The 16193-nt window shown below is 71.4% G+C and carries 20 protein-coding genes and 1 pseudogene; 2 read left to right on the top strand and 19 right to left on the bottom strand.

The features are described 5' to 3' along the window. On the top strand, positions 1 to 479 hold a 479-nt coding region (locus ACWDX9_RS47615), incomplete at its 5' end, for a hypothetical protein (protein WP_449967283.1). Here the strand turns inward: ACWDX9_RS47615 and ACWDX9_RS47610 are convergent. The 5 genes from ACWDX9_RS47610 to ACWDX9_RS47590 form a co-directional block, all read right to left on the bottom strand. Next, the gene (locus ACWDX9_RS47610; protein WP_449967280.1) at positions 439 to 1203 is read right to left on the bottom strand and encodes an SDR family NAD(P)-dependent oxidoreductase; all 765 of its coding nucleotides are present in this window, start codon (positions 1201 to 1203) and stop codon (positions 439 to 441) included. The genes ACWDX9_RS47615 and ACWDX9_RS47610 overlap by 41 nt on opposite strands. 129 nt (positions 1204 to 1332) lie before the next feature. Then, the gene (dmpG, locus tag ACWDX9_RS47605; protein ID WP_449967277.1) at positions 1333 to 2352 is read right to left on the bottom strand and encodes a 4-hydroxy-2-oxovalerate aldolase; all 1020 of its coding nucleotides are present in this window, start codon (positions 2350 to 2352) and stop codon (positions 1333 to 1335) included. Beyond that, a complete protein-coding gene (locus ACWDX9_RS47600) occupies positions 2349 to 3239 on the bottom strand; it encodes an acetaldehyde dehydrogenase (acetylating) (RefSeq protein ID WP_449967274.1) in 891 nt (296 codons plus the stop codon). Before ACWDX9_RS47600 ends, dmpG begins: the two co-directional genes overlap by 4 nt. After that, a complete protein-coding gene (locus ACWDX9_RS47595) occupies positions 3236 to 4027 on the bottom strand; it encodes a 2-keto-4-pentenoate hydratase (protein ID WP_449967271.1) in 792 nt (263 codons plus the stop codon). Before ACWDX9_RS47595 ends, ACWDX9_RS47600 begins: the two co-directional genes overlap by 4 nt. A gap of 146 nt (positions 4028 to 4173) precedes the next feature. Beyond that, complete coding sequence (locus tag ACWDX9_RS47590) at positions 4174 to 4470, bottom strand: acyl-CoA-like ligand-binding transcription factor (RefSeq protein ID WP_449967286.1); 297 nt, start codon at positions 4468 to 4470, stop codon at positions 4174 to 4176. Between ACWDX9_RS47590 and ACWDX9_RS47585 the strand changes: the two genes are divergently transcribed. Then, positions 4456 to 4668, top strand: coding sequence for a hypothetical protein (locus tag ACWDX9_RS47585; protein ID WP_449967269.1), 213 nt, complete (start codon positions 4456 to 4458; stop codon positions 4666 to 4668). The two genes, ACWDX9_RS47590 and ACWDX9_RS47585, sit on opposite strands and share 15 nt — an antisense overlap. Here the strand turns inward: ACWDX9_RS47585 and ACWDX9_RS47580 are convergent. The 14 genes and pseudogenes from ACWDX9_RS47580 to ACWDX9_RS47515 all read right to left on the bottom strand — a co-directional run. Next, positions 4652 to 5053 carry a (R)-mandelonitrile lyase gene (locus ACWDX9_RS47580; RefSeq protein WP_449967266.1) on the bottom strand — a complete coding sequence of 134 codons (402 nt, stop codon included), beginning with the start codon at positions 5051 to 5053 and terminating at the stop codon, positions 4652 to 4654. The genes ACWDX9_RS47585 and ACWDX9_RS47580 overlap by 17 nt on opposite strands. A 230-nt stretch (positions 5054 to 5283) precedes the next feature. Then, complete coding sequence (locus tag ACWDX9_RS47575; RefSeq protein WP_449967264.1) at positions 5284 to 5889, bottom strand: bifunctional 4-hydroxy-2-oxoglutarate aldolase/2-dehydro-3-deoxy-phosphogluconate aldolase; 606 nt, start codon at positions 5887 to 5889, stop codon at positions 5284 to 5286. Next, a complete protein-coding gene (locus tag ACWDX9_RS47570) occupies positions 5876 to 6637 on the bottom strand; it encodes an IclR family transcriptional regulator (protein ID WP_449967261.1) in 762 nt (253 codons plus the stop codon). The genes ACWDX9_RS47575 and ACWDX9_RS47570 overlap by 14 nt, the downstream gene beginning before the upstream one ends. Continuing rightward, positions 6609 to 7574 (bottom strand): sugar kinase, encoded by a 966-nt coding sequence (locus tag ACWDX9_RS47565; RefSeq protein ID WP_364257687.1) that lies wholly within the window; start codon positions 7572 to 7574, stop codon positions 6609 to 6611. Before ACWDX9_RS47565 ends, ACWDX9_RS47570 begins: the two co-directional genes overlap by 29 nt. 215 nt (positions 7575 to 7789) lie before the next feature. Beyond that, positions 7790 to 8836: a sulfatase-like hydrolase/transferase gene (locus ACWDX9_RS47560; RefSeq protein WP_449967258.1), complete on the bottom strand. Its 1047-nt coding sequence runs from the start codon at positions 8834 to 8836 to the stop codon at positions 7790 to 7792. A 29-nt stretch (positions 8837 to 8865) separates the two neighbouring features. Then, positions 8866 to 9039, bottom strand: a pseudogene (locus ACWDX9_RS47555) (ABC transporter substrate-binding protein); the annotation flags it as partial. A gap of 369 nt (positions 9040 to 9408) precedes the next feature. Next, positions 9409 to 10020: a TetR/AcrR family transcriptional regulator gene (locus tag ACWDX9_RS47550; RefSeq protein ID WP_449967257.1), complete on the bottom strand. Its 612-nt coding sequence runs from the start codon at positions 10018 to 10020 to the stop codon at positions 9409 to 9411. 280 nt (positions 10021 to 10300) lie between these two features. Then, on the bottom strand, positions 10301 to 11302 hold the full coding sequence (locus ACWDX9_RS47545; RefSeq protein WP_449967254.1) for a substrate-binding domain-containing protein: 1002 nt from the start codon (positions 11300 to 11302) through the stop codon (positions 10301 to 10303). Positions 11303 to 11313: 11 nt separating this feature from the next. Then, complete coding sequence (locus ACWDX9_RS47540; protein ID WP_350735823.1) at positions 11314 to 12309, bottom strand: ABC transporter permease; 996 nt, start codon at positions 12307 to 12309, stop codon at positions 11314 to 11316. Continuing rightward, positions 12306 to 13799, bottom strand: a complete 1494-nt coding sequence (locus ACWDX9_RS47535) for a sugar ABC transporter ATP-binding protein (RefSeq protein ID WP_449967252.1) — start codon at positions 13797 to 13799, stop codon at positions 12306 to 12308. The genes ACWDX9_RS47540 and ACWDX9_RS47535 overlap by 4 nt, the downstream gene beginning before the upstream one ends. A gap of 13 nt (positions 13800 to 13812) precedes the next feature. Further along, the gene (gene rbsD / locus ACWDX9_RS47530; RefSeq protein WP_449967249.1) at positions 13813 to 14217 is read right to left on the bottom strand and encodes a D-ribose pyranase; all 405 of its coding nucleotides are present in this window, start codon (positions 14215 to 14217) and stop codon (positions 13813 to 13815) included. Further along, entirely contained in the window at positions 14214 to 15155 is a 942-nt protein-coding gene (locus ACWDX9_RS47525) for a ribokinase (RefSeq protein ID WP_350735832.1), read from the bottom strand. The genes rbsD and ACWDX9_RS47525 overlap by 4 nt, the downstream gene beginning before the upstream one ends. A gap of 77 nt (positions 15156 to 15232) precedes the next feature. Next, a complete protein-coding gene (locus ACWDX9_RS47520) occupies positions 15233 to 16054 on the bottom strand; it encodes an aldehyde dehydrogenase family protein (RefSeq protein ID WP_449967246.1) in 822 nt (273 codons plus the stop codon). After that, positions 16047 to 16193 (bottom strand): aldehyde dehydrogenase family protein (locus ACWDX9_RS47515; RefSeq protein WP_355199946.1); only part of this gene is annotated, 147 nt, incomplete at its 5' end. The genes ACWDX9_RS47520 and ACWDX9_RS47515, both read right to left, overlap by 8 nt.

The raw sequence follows: 16193 nt of genomic DNA, 5'->3' as shown, positions 1-16193 counted from the left end.
CGGCGCTCACCGCGGGGGCGGCCGCCCTGGCGCTGGCCGCGACCGGGACCGCCTGGCTCGCCGACCGCGACGACCGCCCCACGCTTCCCCCGCCGGCCTCGACACCCGGCCCGCCCCGCGAAAAGGCGGGGATCATCGTGTCCAAAGGCCCCTCGACGACCTATGGCAGTTGCCGGAAGAACTGCGCCTTCGTCGAGTTCCGGGCCACCGGCCTCAAGCCGAACACGAAGTACGTCTTCCGGCCGTACACCGACAACTGGGGGGCGTTCAACCCCGGAGCGACGCTCACCAGCGACGAGAACGGCGAGCAGCACACCGACGACCGGTTCCCGTGCAACGCGACCGGCCAGCAGGTGTGGATCGTCGCCGAAGGGCCGGACGGGGAACGAGTCGTGTCGAACAGGTTCACCTGGCCGGCCGGCGTGGCGGCCCGTGAGGTCAGCCCTCCTGCTCGGTGGGGCGCACCAGCAATTCGTTGATCGCGACGCGCCGGGGCCTGGTCACGATGTAGCTGATCGCGTCGGCGATGTCCTCGGCCCGCATGCGCTCCACCGAGGAGAACCGCTGCTTGATCTGCTCCTGAATTTGCGGGCGGTTGTGGCCGGTCAGCTCGGTCTCCACCGCTCCCGGCTCGACCAGCGACACCCGGACGTGCCGCCCCGCGAACTCCTGGCGCAGCGACTCGCTGAACGCCCCCACGCCGTGCTTGGTGAGGTTGTAGACCCCGCTGCCGCTGCGCGCCACCCGCCCGGCCACCGAACTGACGTTCACCATGTCGGCCACCTGGCGGGGGCCGTCGGCGGCGGCCCGTACCAGGTAGGGCAGCGCGGCGTGCGCGCAGTAGAGCACGCCGAGCACGTTGACCTGCACCATGCGCTGCCACTCTTCGAGCGGCGCGTCGGCGGCCGGGCCGAGCAGCATCACCCCGGCGTTGTTGACCAGGGTGTCCAGCCGTCCGAGCTCGGTCGCGGTGCGCTCCACGACCTCCTTGGCCTGCCGTTCGTCGCCGACGTCGGCCACGAGCGTCAGCGCGGTCCCGCCCTGGCCGCGGATCTGGTCGGCCAGCTCCTCCAGGCGATCGGCCCGCCTGGCCACCAGCGCGACGGTGGCTCCCTGGGCGGCCAGCGCCAGCCCGGTCGCGGCCCCGATGCCGCTCGACGCTCCCGTGATCAGCGCCACGGTGCCGTTCAGCCGATCCGCCATGGAAGCCCTCCCGTCAGCCACGTTCGTGATTCACCTCGCAGATTACTCCGCCGCGCGCCGGACCCGATCTCCGGGCGGCGCGGCTCGCGTGAGGCCTCGGACCTGCGGCGATGCGGGGCCTCACGCCCGTCAGGAGCGGGCGCGCTCCTCGACGAGTTGGAGGGCGACGTCGATGATCATGTCCTCCTGGCCGCCGACGTAGCCGGCCTCGCCGACCCGCTGCAGGATCTCGTGGGCCGGTACGCCGTACCGCTCGGCGGCGCGCTCGGCGTGCAGCAGGAAGCTGGAGTACACCCCCGCGTACCCTTGCGTGATCGCCGAGCGGTCGGCGAACGGCAGGCGGCTCAGGAACGGCTTGACCACGTCCTCGGCGGCGGCCAGCGCGCCCTGCACGTTCACCCCGGTCGGGATGCCGAGCCTTTCGAAGGTGGCGACCAGCACCTCGGTGGGCGAGTTGCCCGCCCCGGCGCCCAGCGCGCACAGGGCGCCGTCGATCTGGCGGGCGCCGTTCTGGGTGGCCAGCACCGAGTTGGCGACGCCGAGCGAGAGGTTCTGGTGGCCGTGGAAGCCGACCTCCGCCTGGTGGCCGATCTCGCCGACCAGCGCGCTGACGCGGGCCTGGGCCTCGCCGAGCACGAGGGCGCCGGCCGAGTCGACCACGTACACGCACTGCGCGCCGCCGTCCACCATGATCCGGGCCTGCGCGGCCAGCTCGGCCGGGCCGATCCGGTGCGACAGCATGAGGAAGCCCACGGTCTCCATGCCCAGCTCGCGGGCGGCGGCGAAGTGCTGCAGCGACACGTCGGCCTCGGTGCAGTGGGTGGCGATCCGCGCCACGGAGGCCCCCGCGCCGTGGGCCTCGCGCAGGTCCTCGGCCGTGCCGAGGCCGGGCAGCAGCAGGACGGCGATCTTCGCGCTCTCCGCCTCGTCCACGGCGGCGGCGACGAGCTTGATGTCGTCCTCCAGCGAGAACCCGTAGTTGAACGACGAGCCGCCCAGCCCGTCGCCGTGGGTGACCTCGATGACCTCCACCCCGGCGTCGTCCAGGGCGTGCACGACGCCCCGTACCTGCTCCTCGGTGAAGCGGTGGGCCATCGCGTGGCTGCCGTCGCGCAGGGTGGAGTCGGTGATCCTGATCTTGCCGGTCATGCGCCCACCTTCGCGAGTCGCTCGCCGACGCGGGCGGCCGCGGCGGTCATGATGTCGAGGTTGCCGGCCCACGGCGGCAGGTAGTCGCCGTTGCCGCGGACCTCGAGGAAGACGGCGACGCGGGCCATGCCGTTCCAGATGTCGCGCGGCGGGTCGAACTGCGGCTCGGCCCGCAGGGTGTAGCCGGGCACGTACGCGGCCACCTCGGCCGCCATCGCCTCAATCGACGCGCCGATCGCGGCGGTGTCGGCGTCGGCGGGGATCGCGCAGAACACCGTGTCCCGCATGATCATCGGCGGGGTGACGGGGTTGAGGATGATGATCGCCTTGCCCTTGGCGGCGCCGCCGACCGTCTCGATGGCACGCGCGGTGGTCTGGGTGAACTCGTCGATGTTGGCCCGCGTGCCCGGACCGGCCGAGCGGGAGGCGATGGAGGCGACGATCTCGGCGTACGCCACCGGGACCACGCGGGAGACGGCGTGCACGATCGGGATCGTCGCCTGCCCGCCACACGTGATCATGTTGAGGTTGGACGCGTCCGACAGCGTGTCCAGGTTGACCGGCGGGCACACGAACGGGCCCACGGCGGCGGGGGTGAGGTCGATCGCGGTGATCCCCGCCTCGGCGTAGCGGGGGGCGTTGGCCGCGTGCGCCTTGGCGGAGGTGGCCTCGAAGACCAGGTCGGGCAGGGTGTCCTGGGCCAGCAGCCAGTCCACGCCGCCCGCCGAGGCCTCGACGCCCAGCGAACGGGCCCGGGCCAGGCCGTCCGAGCCCGGATCCACGCCCACCATGGAGTGAACTTCGACGGCCTCGCTGCGCATCAGCTTGACCAGCAGGTCGGTGCCGATGTTGCCGGGGCCGACGATGGCCGCCGTCAGTCTGCTCACGACGCCTGCCCGAAGTTCGCGGTGACCGTGCCGAGCCCGGCGAAGGTGGCCGTCACGATGTCCCCCTGCTCGACGGGGATGGCCGCGGTGACCGAGCCGGGCAGCACGACGTGGCCGGCCTCCAGCGCCACCTTGCGCTCGCCGAGGACGTTCGCCAGCCACACCAGCGCGTTCAGCGGAGATCCGAGCACGGCGCCGCCGGCGCCCGTCTGGACCAGCTCGCCGTTGCGGTGCAGCAGGCAGCCGGTCAGCGCCAGATCGGCGTCCGCGAGCGGCGTCGGCCGGTTGCCGAGCACGAACCCGCCGCTGGAGGCGTTGTCGGCGATGGTGTCCGCCAGCGTGATCTTCCAGTCCGCGATACGCGAGTCGATGATCTCCAGGGCGGGCAGCACGAAGTCCACCGCGGCGGCAGCCGTCGCGGCCGTGACGCCCGGGCCCGCCAGCGGTCTCTTGAGGACGAAGGCGATCTCCGGCTCGATGCGCGGCTGCAGGAAGCGCGCGGCGTCGATGGGGGCGCCGTCCATGTACGCCATGCCGTCGAGCAGGTGACCGTAGTCGGGCTGGTCCACGCCGAGCTGGTGGCGCATCACCGCCGAGGTCAGGCCGACCTTGTGCCCCACGATCCGGGCGCCGCCCGCCTGCCACGCCTCCACCTGCGCGAGTTGGATCTCGTACGCATCAGAAACCGACATATCAGCGTATGTCGTGGTGAGCGGCGCGATCGGGGTCCGCGTGGTGTACGCATCCAGCAGCCCGGTCACGGCGTCACCTGTGGAACGAGGGTCCATCGTGATCCTTCCGTTGTTCTCCCGGGCAGACCTTGCTGCTCGAAGGCGACGCCGGGCAAGCGAACCGTCCCGCCAGGCGGGCCGGGGGAACAACGGGCCGCGCGGCTTCTCGTGGCTTGTCGCGGCTTGTCGCGGCTTATCGCGGCTTATCGCGGTGCGAGCGCGGCGAAGGCTTCGTCCAGGAGCTCGACGAGGTCGAGCCGGCCGTCGGACGCGGTCCAGTGGTCGACGGCGATGTTCAGGAAGTCGAGGGCGGCGGCCACCCGCACCGACAGGACCAGCTCCGTGGATCGGGGGGAAGGCGTGCGCTCGGCGAGGGCCCGGGCCGGCTCGGGCCACCAGCAGTGCTGCTTCTCCCGGTGGCGCGCGCACAGCGCGGGGGTGTCCTTGATGAGGCGGGTCGTCGCGAGGGTGCCGGCGGGGTCCTGGTGATAGAGCTCGATGACGGCGTCCAGCGCCCGCCGCAGCGCGTCCAGCCCGGCACCCCCGTCTACGTCCAGCCGTACTTCCCGACGCAGCGGCCCGAGGGGCTGGACTTCGAAGAGTCGTACCGCTGGTTCGTGGACACCCCCGGCGTTCCGGTGCCCGCCGACCAGGTGAAGAAGCTGGCCGACCAGGCCGTCCCTAGCGCTTCGTGCTGACGCGCGGACCGTTGTACTCGGTGTCGGTGACGTGGTCCAGCCAGGCGGCGTCGTCGCCTTCCCACATCGCGAGGTGGATCATGAACCGGTCCGGGGCGGCGCCGTGCCAGTGCTCCTCGCCCGGCGGCGTGTGGACGATGTCGCCGGGATGGGCCTCGATGATCTCGGCGCCGCGCGACTGGATCAGCGCGACGCCCTCGACGATGTAGAGCGTCTGGCCCAGGCCGTGCGAGTGCCAGGCGGTACGGGCGCCGGGGGCGAACCTGACCATGTTCGCCCGCGCGCGGGAGGGGTCCTCGCCCCGGTAGATCACGTCGGCCCAGGCGTCGCCGGTGAACCACTCGGCGGGCAGCTTGGCGGTCGGCGGCTGCTTCACGATCTTCATGGATGTCTCCGTCCGTGAGGTGTCAGACAGCCGTCCGGGCCGACGATGGCCTGCGCGCCTGACGGCTGCGGGTCCTGTGCCATGCGTGGTCGTCCTTTCGGCGGTTCAGCGGGTGGCCGCCGACGGGGAACTCACCCCGGCAGCGGCTCATCGCCCATGAAACACCTGGTCAAGGGCGTGTGACAGGACCTGGTGTGACACGTACCCGCAGAACACCCTCCGTCGAGAGGTCAGGAATTCGTGACCTTGCGCAGCTGTTCCAGCGCCGCCGGATCGCTCAGCGCCGATCCCACCGCCACTCCCCTGCAGCCCGCGGCCAGGAAGGCGGCCGCGTTGCCCGCGTCGACACCTCCCGTGGCGACGAAACGGACGCCGGGGAACGGCGCGAGCTGCGCCTTTATCCAGTCGGGCCCGAGCTGCGCGGCGGGGAAGGCCTTCAGCCAGGTGAAACCGTGACCGAGGGCGGTGGCGATCTCCGTGGAGGTGGCCACGCCCGGCAGGTGCGGCAGCCCGAGCCGCAGCGTCTCCGCCACGACCTCGGGGTGGAGTCCGGGCGCGACGGTGAAGGCGGCGCCCAGCTCGCTGACGGCGGTCAGCTGCTCGGCCGTGGTGACCGTTCCCGCCCCGACGCTCTTGCCGTTGGCCCGGGCGGCGTCCAGCGCCGCGCGCAGGGACGGCAGCGCGTCCGGCGTCTGCACGGGCACCTCGATGAGCTCGACGCCGAACGCCCAGGCGCGTTCGCACATGGCCACGGTGGCCACGGGGTCGAGGTTGCGGAAGATACCCAGAATCGGGCATCTCCCGAGGTGTGTGTCGAAGAAGTCAGCGGCGTCCATAGCGGTCTCCTCCCCAGCCCAGACTCTTGGAGATCTCGTGGGCCGCGTCGCGCAGGTCGTCGACGTACGCGCGCAGCTCTTCCAGTGGCACGACCGCCCGCAGAGCGGTGATCGAGATGGCGTGCGTGACCTTGCCCCGGGCGTCGAAGACCGGCAGCGCCACGCAGTTGATGTAGTCCTCGTGCTCGCCGTCGTCCTCGGCCCAGCCCCGTTCCCTGGTCAGGGCGAGCTCGGCCGCGAGCGCCTCGGCGGTGGTGATCGTCGTGGGGGTGAAGCGGGTGAACGTGATGCGTTCCATGACCCGCGCCAAGGTCGTGGCGTCCTGGTAGGCGAAGATGACCTTGGCGACGGCGGCGGTGTGCGGCTGGGCGGGCAGCCCGATGCGCGAGCCCATGGCCACGGTGCCCCGGCCGTCGATCTTGTCCACGTAGATGACCTGGTCCCCGGCCAGCTCTCCCAGGTGGACCGTCTGGCCGTAGCGCTCGCTCAGGCCGTGCAGGATCGGGTGCGCGAGCGAGCGGGCCTCGACCTGGTCCAGCGCGAGCTGGCCGAGCGCGATGAGCTGGAAGCCCATGCCGTACACGCCGCCGGGGACGCGCCGTACGAAACCGCCCTCCTCCAGCGTCTGCAGCAGGCGCAGCGCGGTGGACTTGTGCACGCCGAGGTGATCGGCGATCTCGCCGAGCGTGCGGTGCCGTACGGAGACGAACCCGACGATGTCAATGGCCCGTGCGACGGTCTGCGACATGCTGGTGTCCTCCTTGTCCGAGCAGCGAGACGATCTCACCGGCGGGAGGAAGATCGGCCATGTCGGCCGGGGACGTCAGGACCCGGGAAGCCGCGTAGTGGCCCAGCCGCAGGCGGGTGAGCTCGTCCCGGCCGTCGAGGAACCCGCTCAGCCAGCCGGCCGCGAAGGCGTCCCCCGCGCCGACGGCGTCGAGCACCTCGACCGGCGTCGACGGCGCTCGATGGACACCCTCCGGGGTGAAGGCGACCGCCTCGATCGCGGCGTCCTTGACGATCAGGTACGGGGGCCGGTCGATGAGCCGGCGCACGCTCTCGGCGTCGGAGGTCCCCCACAGCACCGCCGCCTCGTCGCGCCCGACGAAGACGATGTCGGCGCGCTGGGCGAGCTCCAGGAGCACGGCCGGGGCGTCGCCGTCCTTCCACAGGCTCGGCCGGTGGTTGACGTCGAAGCTGACCGTGGCCGGTCCGAGCGGCCGGTCGAACACGATGTGCCTGGTCAGCTCCAGGCACTGCGGGGAGATGGCCGCGGTGATGCCGGAGATGTGCGTGATCCTGGACGGCCGGGCGGCCCAGCCCGCGACCTCGGCCACGGTCATGGCCGAGGCGGCCGAGCCGCGCCGGTAGTAGTAGACGCGGGTGCCGGAGGCGGTCGGGTCCTTGAAGTACACGGCGGTGGGCCGCTCGTCGTCGCGGCGGACCAGATCGACGTCCACGCCGTGGCCGCGCAGCGCGTCGAGGACCAGGTCGCCGAGGGGGTCGCGGCCGACGGCGCTCGCCCAGGCCGTGGCGTGGCCGAGCCGGGCCAGCAGCGCGGCGACGTTCGACTCCGCGCCGCCGGGACGCAGGATGAACGCGCTGTCCGCGTCGAGCCGGCCCCCCGGCGTGGGGGTGACCATCACCATGGTCTCGCCGATCGCGAGCACGTCTGCGGGTCTCATCGGCCGCTCACCCTCCGCGGGCGCCGGCGTCCGAGGGCCTGCCCGTCCGAGGGTTCCGGGATCGGGGCGTCCTGCTGAACGATCCGATCCACCGCCGCCCACGTGACCACGCGCATGAAAGCACTCCTTCATTGCAAATACCGCAACGCCTATGCTGTATTCGCAATATAGCGGATAGCCCCCTTCTCGAGCCGGCCGACCGGGCCTGACACCCCTCAAGCGGCGCCGGGGTGGTCGAGCGCCTTGACGGCGGCCCCCTGGAGGTAGGCCCGGTAGGTGTCGAGCAGCGGGTCGCCGGTCCCGGCCATCCACGCGAGCAGGTCCTGCCGCGCCGCGTCGAGGTCCTTCCGGCGATCCGGGTCGCCGGACAGGTCAGCCAGCGAATGCGGGTCGGCGTGCAGGTCGTAGAGCTCCTCGGGCGTCCGGTGCCGGTAGAAGCGGGCGCGCTCGGCGAGCCGCTCGTCGCCGGAGGCGGCGGCGAGCATCGCGGGCCAGGTGCGTCCCATCATGTTCTCGGCCCGGTACTCCCGGGCGCCGTCGGACCACTCGTTCCAGATGTAGCCGAAGCGGTCGTCCTGCCGGCACCGCATCTCGTACCGGCCCTTCGCCGCCGTCTCGTGGAACACGGTGAACACCGCGTCCCGGCCGTCCTGGGGTTCCCCGCGCAGCAGGGGAAGCAGGGTCCGCCCGTCCAGCCCGGCCGGTCCGGGCAGGCCCGCCGCCGCGCAGAACGTGGGGAACAGGTCGATCATCGACACGAACGCGGTGTTCTCGCGCCCGCCCGGGCGGGTCACCCCCGGCCACCGGACGATCAGCGGGGTCCGGCTGCTCTGCAGGTAGCAGTTCGCCTTGGCGAACGGCACGGCGATCCCGTTGTCCGACAGGAACACCACCAGGGTGTCCCCCGCGGCGCCGCTCTCGTCCAGCGCGCGCAGCACCTCGGCGACCACGTCGTCGCAGCGGCGGGACGAGCTCAGGTACTCGCGGTACTCCCGCGCCACCTCCGGCAGGTCAGGGAGGAACCCGGGCACGCCTCCGACGTGGTCCGCCGGCCCGAAGACCTTCGACGGGGCCGGGTAGGAGGCCCTGGCCTCGGCCGGGAACCGGTCCAGCTCGTCCTGGCTGCCGGAGTACGGCCGGTGCGGGTCGTGCGCGTTGGCCATGAGGAACCAGGGCCGCCCCCGCGCGGCCGCCTCCTCCATGAACCGCCGCGACGCCTCGCCGTAGGCGCGCGGGTCCCGTCCCATCCCCAGCTCGCGCATGCCGCTTGTCGTTCGACGGGCTCGCCGGTTCGAGCGCCATGCTTGAAGGTGAACAGCACGTCGGCCGAGGCGAAGGGGCGGCCGGAATGGAAGGTCACGCCCTGGCGCAGGCTGAGCGTGGCGGTCCGGTCGTCGGCGCCGACCTTCCACGCGGTGGCCAGCAACGGGACCGGGTTCGCGAGGTCGCCGTCCTTGACGCTCATGAGCGGTTCGAAGGCCCCGCGTACCCAGAACAGGTTCGCGGCACCCTGGGCGAGCACCCGGCCGGGGATGGGCGGCTGGGCGCTGGCGACGACCAGCGTGCCGCCCTCTCGGCAGCTCGTGGTGGCCCCGCCGGCGGCTTGTTGCCGCTCCAGCTGGACCGCGGATTGGCAGCCTGCCGTCAACGCGGACGACAGGGCCAGCGCCAGCAGGACTCGGAGATTCGTGCGGGAGCATGGACGGCTTTGTACGCCTGTCCGCATGGTGGAACTCCTCGTGAAGCCGGGGACGACGCCGCCTGCGCTCGCGTCGTCATGCCGGCTGACGCACCGGTCCACGCGGGACCGGCGCCGGGGGGTGTTTCTGGAAGGTCAGGCCTTCGTACTCGGGCTCGCTTCGAGCCGCAGCAGACTCGTCTCGAAGAGCCCGCACATGTCGGTCGCGGGGTCGCGGAGCCATTGCAGTTGCAGGCCGTTCATCAGAGAGACCAGTTCGGCGGCCGTGGCGGCCGGATCGAGGGACGGGGACAGCCGCCCCCTCTCCTGGTCGGCGATGATCAGCCGGGCGATCCGGTCCCGGACTCGCCGGTTGCGCTGGTAGAAGAAGTCGTGGGCCGGGTGCGCCGGGTTGAGGCTCTCGGCCGACTGGACGGTGAACAGCCGGACGAGGCCGGGTTGGGTCTCGTTGCGGCGGCAGAACGCCATCAGCCATTCCCTGGTGGTAACCTCCACACCCTGGAACTGCGCTTCGACGTGCTGCTCGTCTTGGAGGTCGCGCTGCCGGAGCACCGCGAGGATGAGGGATTCCTTGCTGTCGAAGTGGTGCAGCAGCCCCGGCTGGGAGACTCCGACCTTCTGGGCCACGTCGGCCAGGCTCGTGCCCCGGAAGCCCGCGACGGCGAACGCGTCCGCGGCGACGGCGAGGATCTGCTCCCGTCGCGCGGCGGCCGGGCGGCGGACCCGGCCACTCTCCGCTCGTGCCATTGCGTGCCTCCTCTTCGACGCCGACCGGCTCACTGGTCCGGTTACCACGGTGTGAATTACTCGCAACCTACCGAGTACTCGGTAAGTAAGGAAGTCTCTACTCGTTAGTAACTTACGCGGTCGCGGCAGCGCGTCGCACGGATCGGCCGGCAGGTCCCGCGTAGTCCAGCCGGTCCAGGTGCGAGTCGTCGGACGGCTCCAGCGGCCCCCACCCGCGATGCCGCCGCAAAGCCGTCATGGCGACCCCCGGAACCGGGGGTCGCCATGGGTCAGTGAGCTCCTACTTGAGGCTGTCCGGGACGCCGGACTTGTCGCCGAGGCCGACGAGGTAGTCCGCGTACTCCTTCACGTTGTCCTTCTTGACGAGCTTGCCCTGCAGCGTCTCGTCGGCCTGCACCTGCTTGCCGCCCAGGACGTCGGAGGCCAGCGAGACCACCTTCTGCCCGAGCGCGAACGGCGACTCGGCGTTCGTGGCGTACATCTCGCCCGCCGCGACGGCGGCCAGCGCGTCGGCGATGCCGTCGTTGCCGACGACCTTGACCTTGCCCACCAGGTTACGGGCCTTGAGCGCGGACAGCACGCCCATGGCCATCTCGTCGTTGGCCGCGTACACGCCGTCGATGTCGGGGTTGGCCTGCAGCACGTTCGTCATGACGTTCAGGGCCTTGGCCCGGTCGAAGTCGGCCGCCTGCGTGGCGACGACCTTGATGTCCTTGTGCGTGGCGATCTGCTGCTGGAAGCCCTTGCTGCGGTCCTGGGCCACGTTGGTGCCGAGGATGCCCTGGATCTCGACGACCTTGCCCTTGCCGCCGACGGCCTCGGCCAGCGCGTCGGCCGCGTTCTTGCCGGCCTGGACGGCGTCGTAGCCGACGAACGTGGCCAGCTTGCCACCGGACGGCTTGCGGTCGAAGGCCATCACGGGGATGCTCGCCAAGTTCGCCTGGGTGACGGAGCTGCTGGCCGACTGGCTGCCCACCGGGTCGAGGATGAGGATCCCGGTCTGCTTGGAGATGGCGGTCGTCGCCTGGTTGAGGAAGGTGGCGTCGGAGTTGTCGGCGTTCTGCACGTTCAGGGTGATGCCGCTCTTGGCGGCCTGGGCCTCGGCGCCGTCCTTCACGCTGATGAAGAACGGGTTGCCGAGCGTGCTCATGATGATCGTGGCGTCCTTCTTGCCGGACGCCTGGGAGGCGCCCGTGGTCGCCTCCTCGCCGCCCCGGCTGCAGGCGGTGAGGGAGACGGCGGCCAGGATCGCGACGGCGACGAGTTTGCGGGGAGTGCGCATGGATCTTTCCTTTAGATGTGCTGGGCTAGTTCTGGGGTACGGACGGGGGATTCGGCCCTGCGTGGCACGAGCCTGCGCAGGATGTCCACGTTGCGGTCGAGGAAGACGGCCAGGAGGATGACCAGGCCCTTCACCACGTCCTGAAGGAACGGGGAGACGTCGAGCAGGTTCATGCCGTTGTCGATGACGCCGAGCACGAGCGCCCCGACGAGGGTGCCGAGCAGGGTGCCGCGACCGCCGGCCAGGCTGGTGCCGCCGATGATGACGGCCGCGATCGCGTCCAGCTCCAGGCCGGCGCCGGCGGTCGGCTGGGCCGTGGACAGCCGGGCGGTGATGATGAACCCGGCCAGGGACGCCAGCACGCCGCTGATGACGAAGGCGAGGATCTTGACGCGGTGCACCCTGATGCCGGACAGCCGGGCGGCCTCGACGTTGTCGCCGGTGGCGTAGACGTAGCGGCCGAAGCGGGTGCGGGCCAGGACGTACCCGAAGATCCCGAACGCCACCAGCATGATCCACACCGGCACCGGCACGCCCGCGAACCGAGCCTGCCCGATCCCCTGGAAGTCGTAGTCCGTCACCGGGATCGGGTTGCCCGAGGTGATGTGCAGGGTCAGCCCCGCGAACACCGACATCGTGGCCAGCGTCGCGATGAACGACGGCATCCTGGTCCTGGTCACGAGCAGGCCGTTGACCAGCCCGATGGCCGCGCCGGTCGCCAGGCCCGCGGCCAGCGCGGGGATCAGCCCGTACGGGCCGAGCGTCAGGGCGGTGACGACGGCGGAGAAGCCGAGCGCCGAGCCCACGGACAGGTCGATCTCGGCAAGGATGATCACATAGGTCTGCCCGGCCGCGAGCAGCGCGGCCACGGAGGTCGCGAGCGCCACGTTGAGCAGGTTCGTCGGGGTGAGGAAGACCGGCGAGGCCACCGAGAGGACGATCCCTACCAGGAGGAGCATCCACACCGCGCGCAGCCGGCCCGCGACGGTCTTGAGCTTCGAGGTCATGCGGCACCTACCAGTGCGTGCTTGAGGATGGACTGCTCGTCGAGGTCGTCGCCGGTCAGCTCGGCGACGAGCCGTCCCTCGCGCATCACGACCACGCGGTCGGACATGGCGACGAGTTCCGGCAGGTCGGAGCTCACGAGCAGGACGGCGACGCCGTCCGCGGTGAGCTGGTTGATGATCCGGTAGATCTCGGTCTTGGCCCCGACGTCCACGCCGCGGGTCGGCTCGTCCATGAGCAGCACCCGCGGCCGGGTCATCACCCACTTGGCGAACAGGGCCTTCTGCTGGTTGCCGCCGGACAGCGAGCTGACCGCGATCGACGGTGAGGCGGCGCGCACCCGCAGCTCCGAGATGACCGCGCCGGTGGCGGCGCGCTCCTTGCCGCGCCGTACGACTCCGCTCCCGGAGCTGAAGTCGCGCAGCGAGGCCAGCGACACGTTCGCCTCGACCGACTGGCCCATGCACAGGCCCTCCGCCTGCCGGTCGGGCGACAGGTAGGCGATCCGGCTGCCGATCGCGTCCTGGACGCTCGCGACGCGTACGCCGGAGCCGTCCACGAGCACGGACCCGCCGGTCAGCGGCTGCAGGCCGAACAGCGCGCGCAGCAGGTCGCTGCGCCCGCAGCCGACCACGCCGCCGATGCCGACCACCTCGCCGGCCCTGACCTGGAGGTCGATGTCGTGGAAGCGGGCGCCGCCACCGCCGCGCACCTCCAGCACGACCTCGTCCGTGGCGTTGCGGTCCTTGGGGTAGAAGTCGTCCACGGCGTCGCCGACCATCGCGGTGACGACCTCGGACGGGGTGAGCCGTTCGGTGGGGGCGTCGAGCGTGACCCGGCCGTCGCGCAGCACGACGATGCGGTCCGACAGGGCGAAGACCTCGTCCAGCCGGTGGCTGATGTAGATCACCGAGACGCCGGCCTCGCGCAGCCGGTTCACCTGGGCGAAGAGCTGCTCGGACTCCTGCTCGTCGAGCGCCGCGGTCGGCTCGTCGAGGATGATCAGCCGCAGCTCGTGCGTCATCGCCTTGGCGATCTCGAGCATCTGCCGCTCGGCCACGCTCAGCTCGCTGACCTGGCGATGCACGTCGATCTCCATGCCGAGGCGGCGCAGCGCCTGCCTGGCCTCGGCGGCCATGCGCTGCTTGGAGACGAACAGGCGGCCGAAGACGCGCTCGCGGTCCAGCACGTACATGTTCTCGGCCACGCTGAGGTGCGGGAACAGGTTCTGCTGGAACTCCTGGTAGATGACCTCGATGCCCTGCGCCATCGCGGCCTGCGGGTCCTTGAGCACCGTCGCGGCCCCGTCGATCAGCAGCCGTCCCGAGTCGGGCTGGTGCGCGCCGGAGATCACCCGGGTGAGCGTGGACTTGCCCGCCCCGTTCTCCCCGACGAGCGCCACGACCTCGCCGGGACCGACGTCGAAGCTGACGCCGCGCAGGACGCTGTTGTCGCCGAAGGACTTGCGCACATCGGCCAGCTGGAGATGCATGCCAGGCTCCCGATCAGTACACGACGCCCGCGGTGAGCAGGACGTTGGCGTACGGGGTGAACTCGCCGGAGCGCACGGCCGCCCTGGCTCCGGCGGTGGCCTGCTTGAACTCGGTGTGCGGCAGGAACTCCAGCGTCAGGCCGAGCCGGTCGAAGCGCTCCTCGATCGCGGCCAGCATGTCCGGGCTGTGCTGCTTGATCTCCTCGGACAGCAGCACGCCCTCCACGGCCACCTCGTCGAGCACCGTGTCCAGCAGGTCGAGGAAACGCGGCAGGTTCTCCCTGACGGCCAGGTCCACGCGTTCCACCTCCCTCGGGATGGGCAGTCCCGCGTCGGTGACCACGATCGTGTCCGTGTGGCCGAGCTCGGAGATCACGCGGGCGAGCTGGGCGTTGAGCGTTCCTTGGTTGCGCCTCATCGGGTGGCTCCTTCCATGGAGGTGTTGACCATTGGCTCGACCTCGTCCCTGCCGGGGAGCGAGGGGCTGGCTCCCGCCTTGGTGGTGGCCAGGGCGCCGGCCGCCATGCCGTACTGGATGGCGGTGTCCACGTCGAGGCCGGCGGCGAGGGCGCCGCCGAAGAAGCCGGTGAACGCGTCGCCGGCCGCCGTGGTGTCCACGGGCGTCACGGCGTACGCGGGGAAGTGGCGGGTGCGTTCCTTCGTGACCGACAGGGCGCCGCCCGCGCCGAGGGTGATGATCGCGTGGCTCACGCCGCGCTCCAGGAACCAGGCCGCCGCCCGCTCCGCCGACTCCAGGTCCGTGACCTGGACGCCGGTCAGCACGGTGGCCTCGCTCTCGTTCGGGGTCACGATGTCGAGGTACGGCCACACGTCGTCCGGCAGCTCCTGGGCGGGCGCCGGGTCCAGGACCACGGTCAGCCCGGCCGCCGCGCCCTCCCGCGCCGCGTGGCAGGCGACCTCCGTCCGGATCTCGAGCTGCAGCAGCAGGACGCCGACCCGGTCGCGGACGCGCTCGATGCTCTCCGTGACCATCGCCTCGTCGAGGGAGGCGTTGGCGAGCGGCGTGATGACGATGTCGTTCTCGCCCGACGCGTCCACGCGGATGTGGGCGACGCCCGTACGGCCTTCGACCGTGCGGACCTCGGTGAGCGTGACGCCGTGCGTCTCCAGGCCGGACAGCACGATGTCGCGGAACGGGTCCTGGCCCACGCAGGCGGCCATCCAGGTCGGCGCGCCCGAGTGGGCCGCGGCCACGGCCTGGTTCGCGCCCTTGCCGCCGAGGACGAGGGTGAAGTCGTCGCCGAGCACGGTCTCACCGCGCCGCGGCAGCCGCCGGCTGAACGCCGTGACGTCCGCGGTGATGCTCCCGACGACGAGAACACCGGTGGGTTCCATGGGGGTTCCTCCAGATTCGGGGATGGGTGAGCCGAGGGCACGGCCCATGTGCCGTGTCCTTACGGGTGCGGGGTCGATCAGATCCCGGCGGGGTGCCAGACCGTCTTGGTCTCCATGAACGTGGTCATGCGTCTCGTCCCGTGGTCCTCCGCCGCGGTGAGCACGCGTTTGAAGTTCTCGGCCGCGGCCTGTTCGCAGGCCTGCTTCAGCTCGGGGGCCGCCACGCCGGTGAGGTCGAGCCCGTTGACGTCCATGTGCGCCGCCAGCCACGGGGCCAGCTCGGCCTGGTGTCCGGTGAGGATGTTCACCACGCCGCCCGGCAGGTCGGAGGTGGCCAGCACTTCGGCGAACGTGATCGCGGGCAGCGGCGCGCGCTCCGGGGCGACCACGACGCAGGTGTTGCCGGTGACGATCACGGGTGCGACGGCGGTGACGAGGCCGAGAAGGGGCTCGGCGGGGGCGATCACCGCGACCACCCCGGCCGGTTCCGGCGAGGACAGGTTGAAGTACGGGCCCGCGACCGGGTTGGCCGTCCCGCGCACCGCGGCGATCTTGTCGGACCAGCCCGCGTACCAGACGAGCCGGTCGACGGCGGCGTCCACCTGCTCCAGCGCCTGCTTGCGCGGGCCGCCGAGCTCGTCGGCGAACTGGGCGCGGCGGCCCTCCAGCATCTCGGCGATCCGGTAGAGGATCTGGCCCCGGTTGTAGGCGGTGGCGCCCGACCAGCCGGGGAACGCCTTGCGCGCGGCCACCACGGCGTCGCGGGCGTCCTTGCGCGAGGCCCTGGCGGCGTGCTCCGTTCGCGTCACGGGGTAGGACCTCCCGCTCTCCGAGCGTGGGAACGCTCCACCGATGAAGAGCTTGTACGTTTTGCGCACGGTCACTCGTCGATCAGACATCGAGGTACGCCTCCAATCCGTGCAAACCGCCCTCGCGGCCGTAACCGGACTCCTTGTAACCGCCGAACGGCGAGGCCGGATCGAACTTGTTGAACGTGTTGGCCCACACCACCCCCGCCCGCAACCGGTCAGCCATCCA

The sequence above is a fragment of the Nonomuraea sp. NPDC003201 genome (assembly GCF_053590415.1).
The sequence above is the reverse complement of the archived record's forward strand: the minus strand, read 5'-3'. Positions and strand labels throughout refer to the sequence as shown.

Coding starts and splice junctions, on each gene's coding strand:
- ACWDX9_RS47610 (WP_449967280.1), bottom strand. CDS start 1,203: ATGGCGGATCGGCTGAACGGCACCGTGGCGCTGATCACGGGAGCGTCG.
- dmpG (WP_449967277.1), bottom strand. CDS start 2,352: ATGACCGGCAAGATCAGGATCACCGACTCCACCCTGCGCGACGGCAGC.
- ACWDX9_RS47595 (WP_449967271.1), bottom strand. CDS start 4,027: ATGGACCCTCGTTCCACAGGTGACGCCGTGACCGGGCTGCTGGATGCG.
- ACWDX9_RS47580 (WP_449967266.1), bottom strand. CDS start 5,053: ATGAAGATCGTGAAGCAGCCGCCGACCGCCAAGCTGCCCGCCGAGTGG.
- ACWDX9_RS47575 (WP_449967264.1), bottom strand. CDS start 5,889: ATGGACGCCGCTGACTTCTTCGACACACACCTCGGGAGATGCCCGATT.
- ACWDX9_RS47570 (WP_449967261.1), bottom strand. CDS start 6,637: ATGTCGCAGACCGTCGCACGGGCCATTGACATCGTCGGGTTCGTCTCC.
- ACWDX9_RS47565 (WP_364257687.1), bottom strand. CDS start 7,574: ATGAGACCCGCAGACGTGCTCGCGATCGGCGAGACCATGGTGATGGTC.
- ACWDX9_RS47560 (WP_449967258.1), bottom strand. CDS start 8,836: ATGCGCGAGCTGGGGATGGGACGGGACCCGCGCGCCTACGGCGAGGCG.
- ACWDX9_RS47550 (WP_449967257.1), bottom strand. CDS start 10,020: ATGGCACGAGCGGAGAGTGGCCGGGTCCGCCGCCCGGCCGCCGCGCGA.
- ACWDX9_RS47545 (WP_449967254.1), bottom strand. CDS start 11,302: ATGCGCACTCCCCGCAAACTCGTCGCCGTCGCGATCCTGGCCGCCGTC.
- ACWDX9_RS47540 (WP_350735823.1), bottom strand. CDS start 12,309: ATGACCTCGAAGCTCAAGACCGTCGCGGGCCGGCTGCGCGCGGTGTGG.
- ACWDX9_RS47535 (WP_449967252.1), bottom strand. CDS start 13,799: ATGCATCTCCAGCTGGCCGATGTGCGCAAGTCCTTCGGCGACAACAGC.
- rbsD (WP_449967249.1), bottom strand. CDS start 14,217: ATGAGGCGCAACCAAGGAACGCTCAACGCCCAGCTCGCCCGCGTGATC.
- ACWDX9_RS47525 (WP_350735832.1), bottom strand. CDS start 15,155: ATGGAACCCACCGGTGTTCTCGTCGTCGGGAGCATCACCGCGGACGTC.
- ACWDX9_RS47520 (WP_449967246.1), bottom strand. CDS start 16,054: ATGTCTGATCGACGAGTGACCGTGCGCAAAACGTACAAGCTCTTCATC.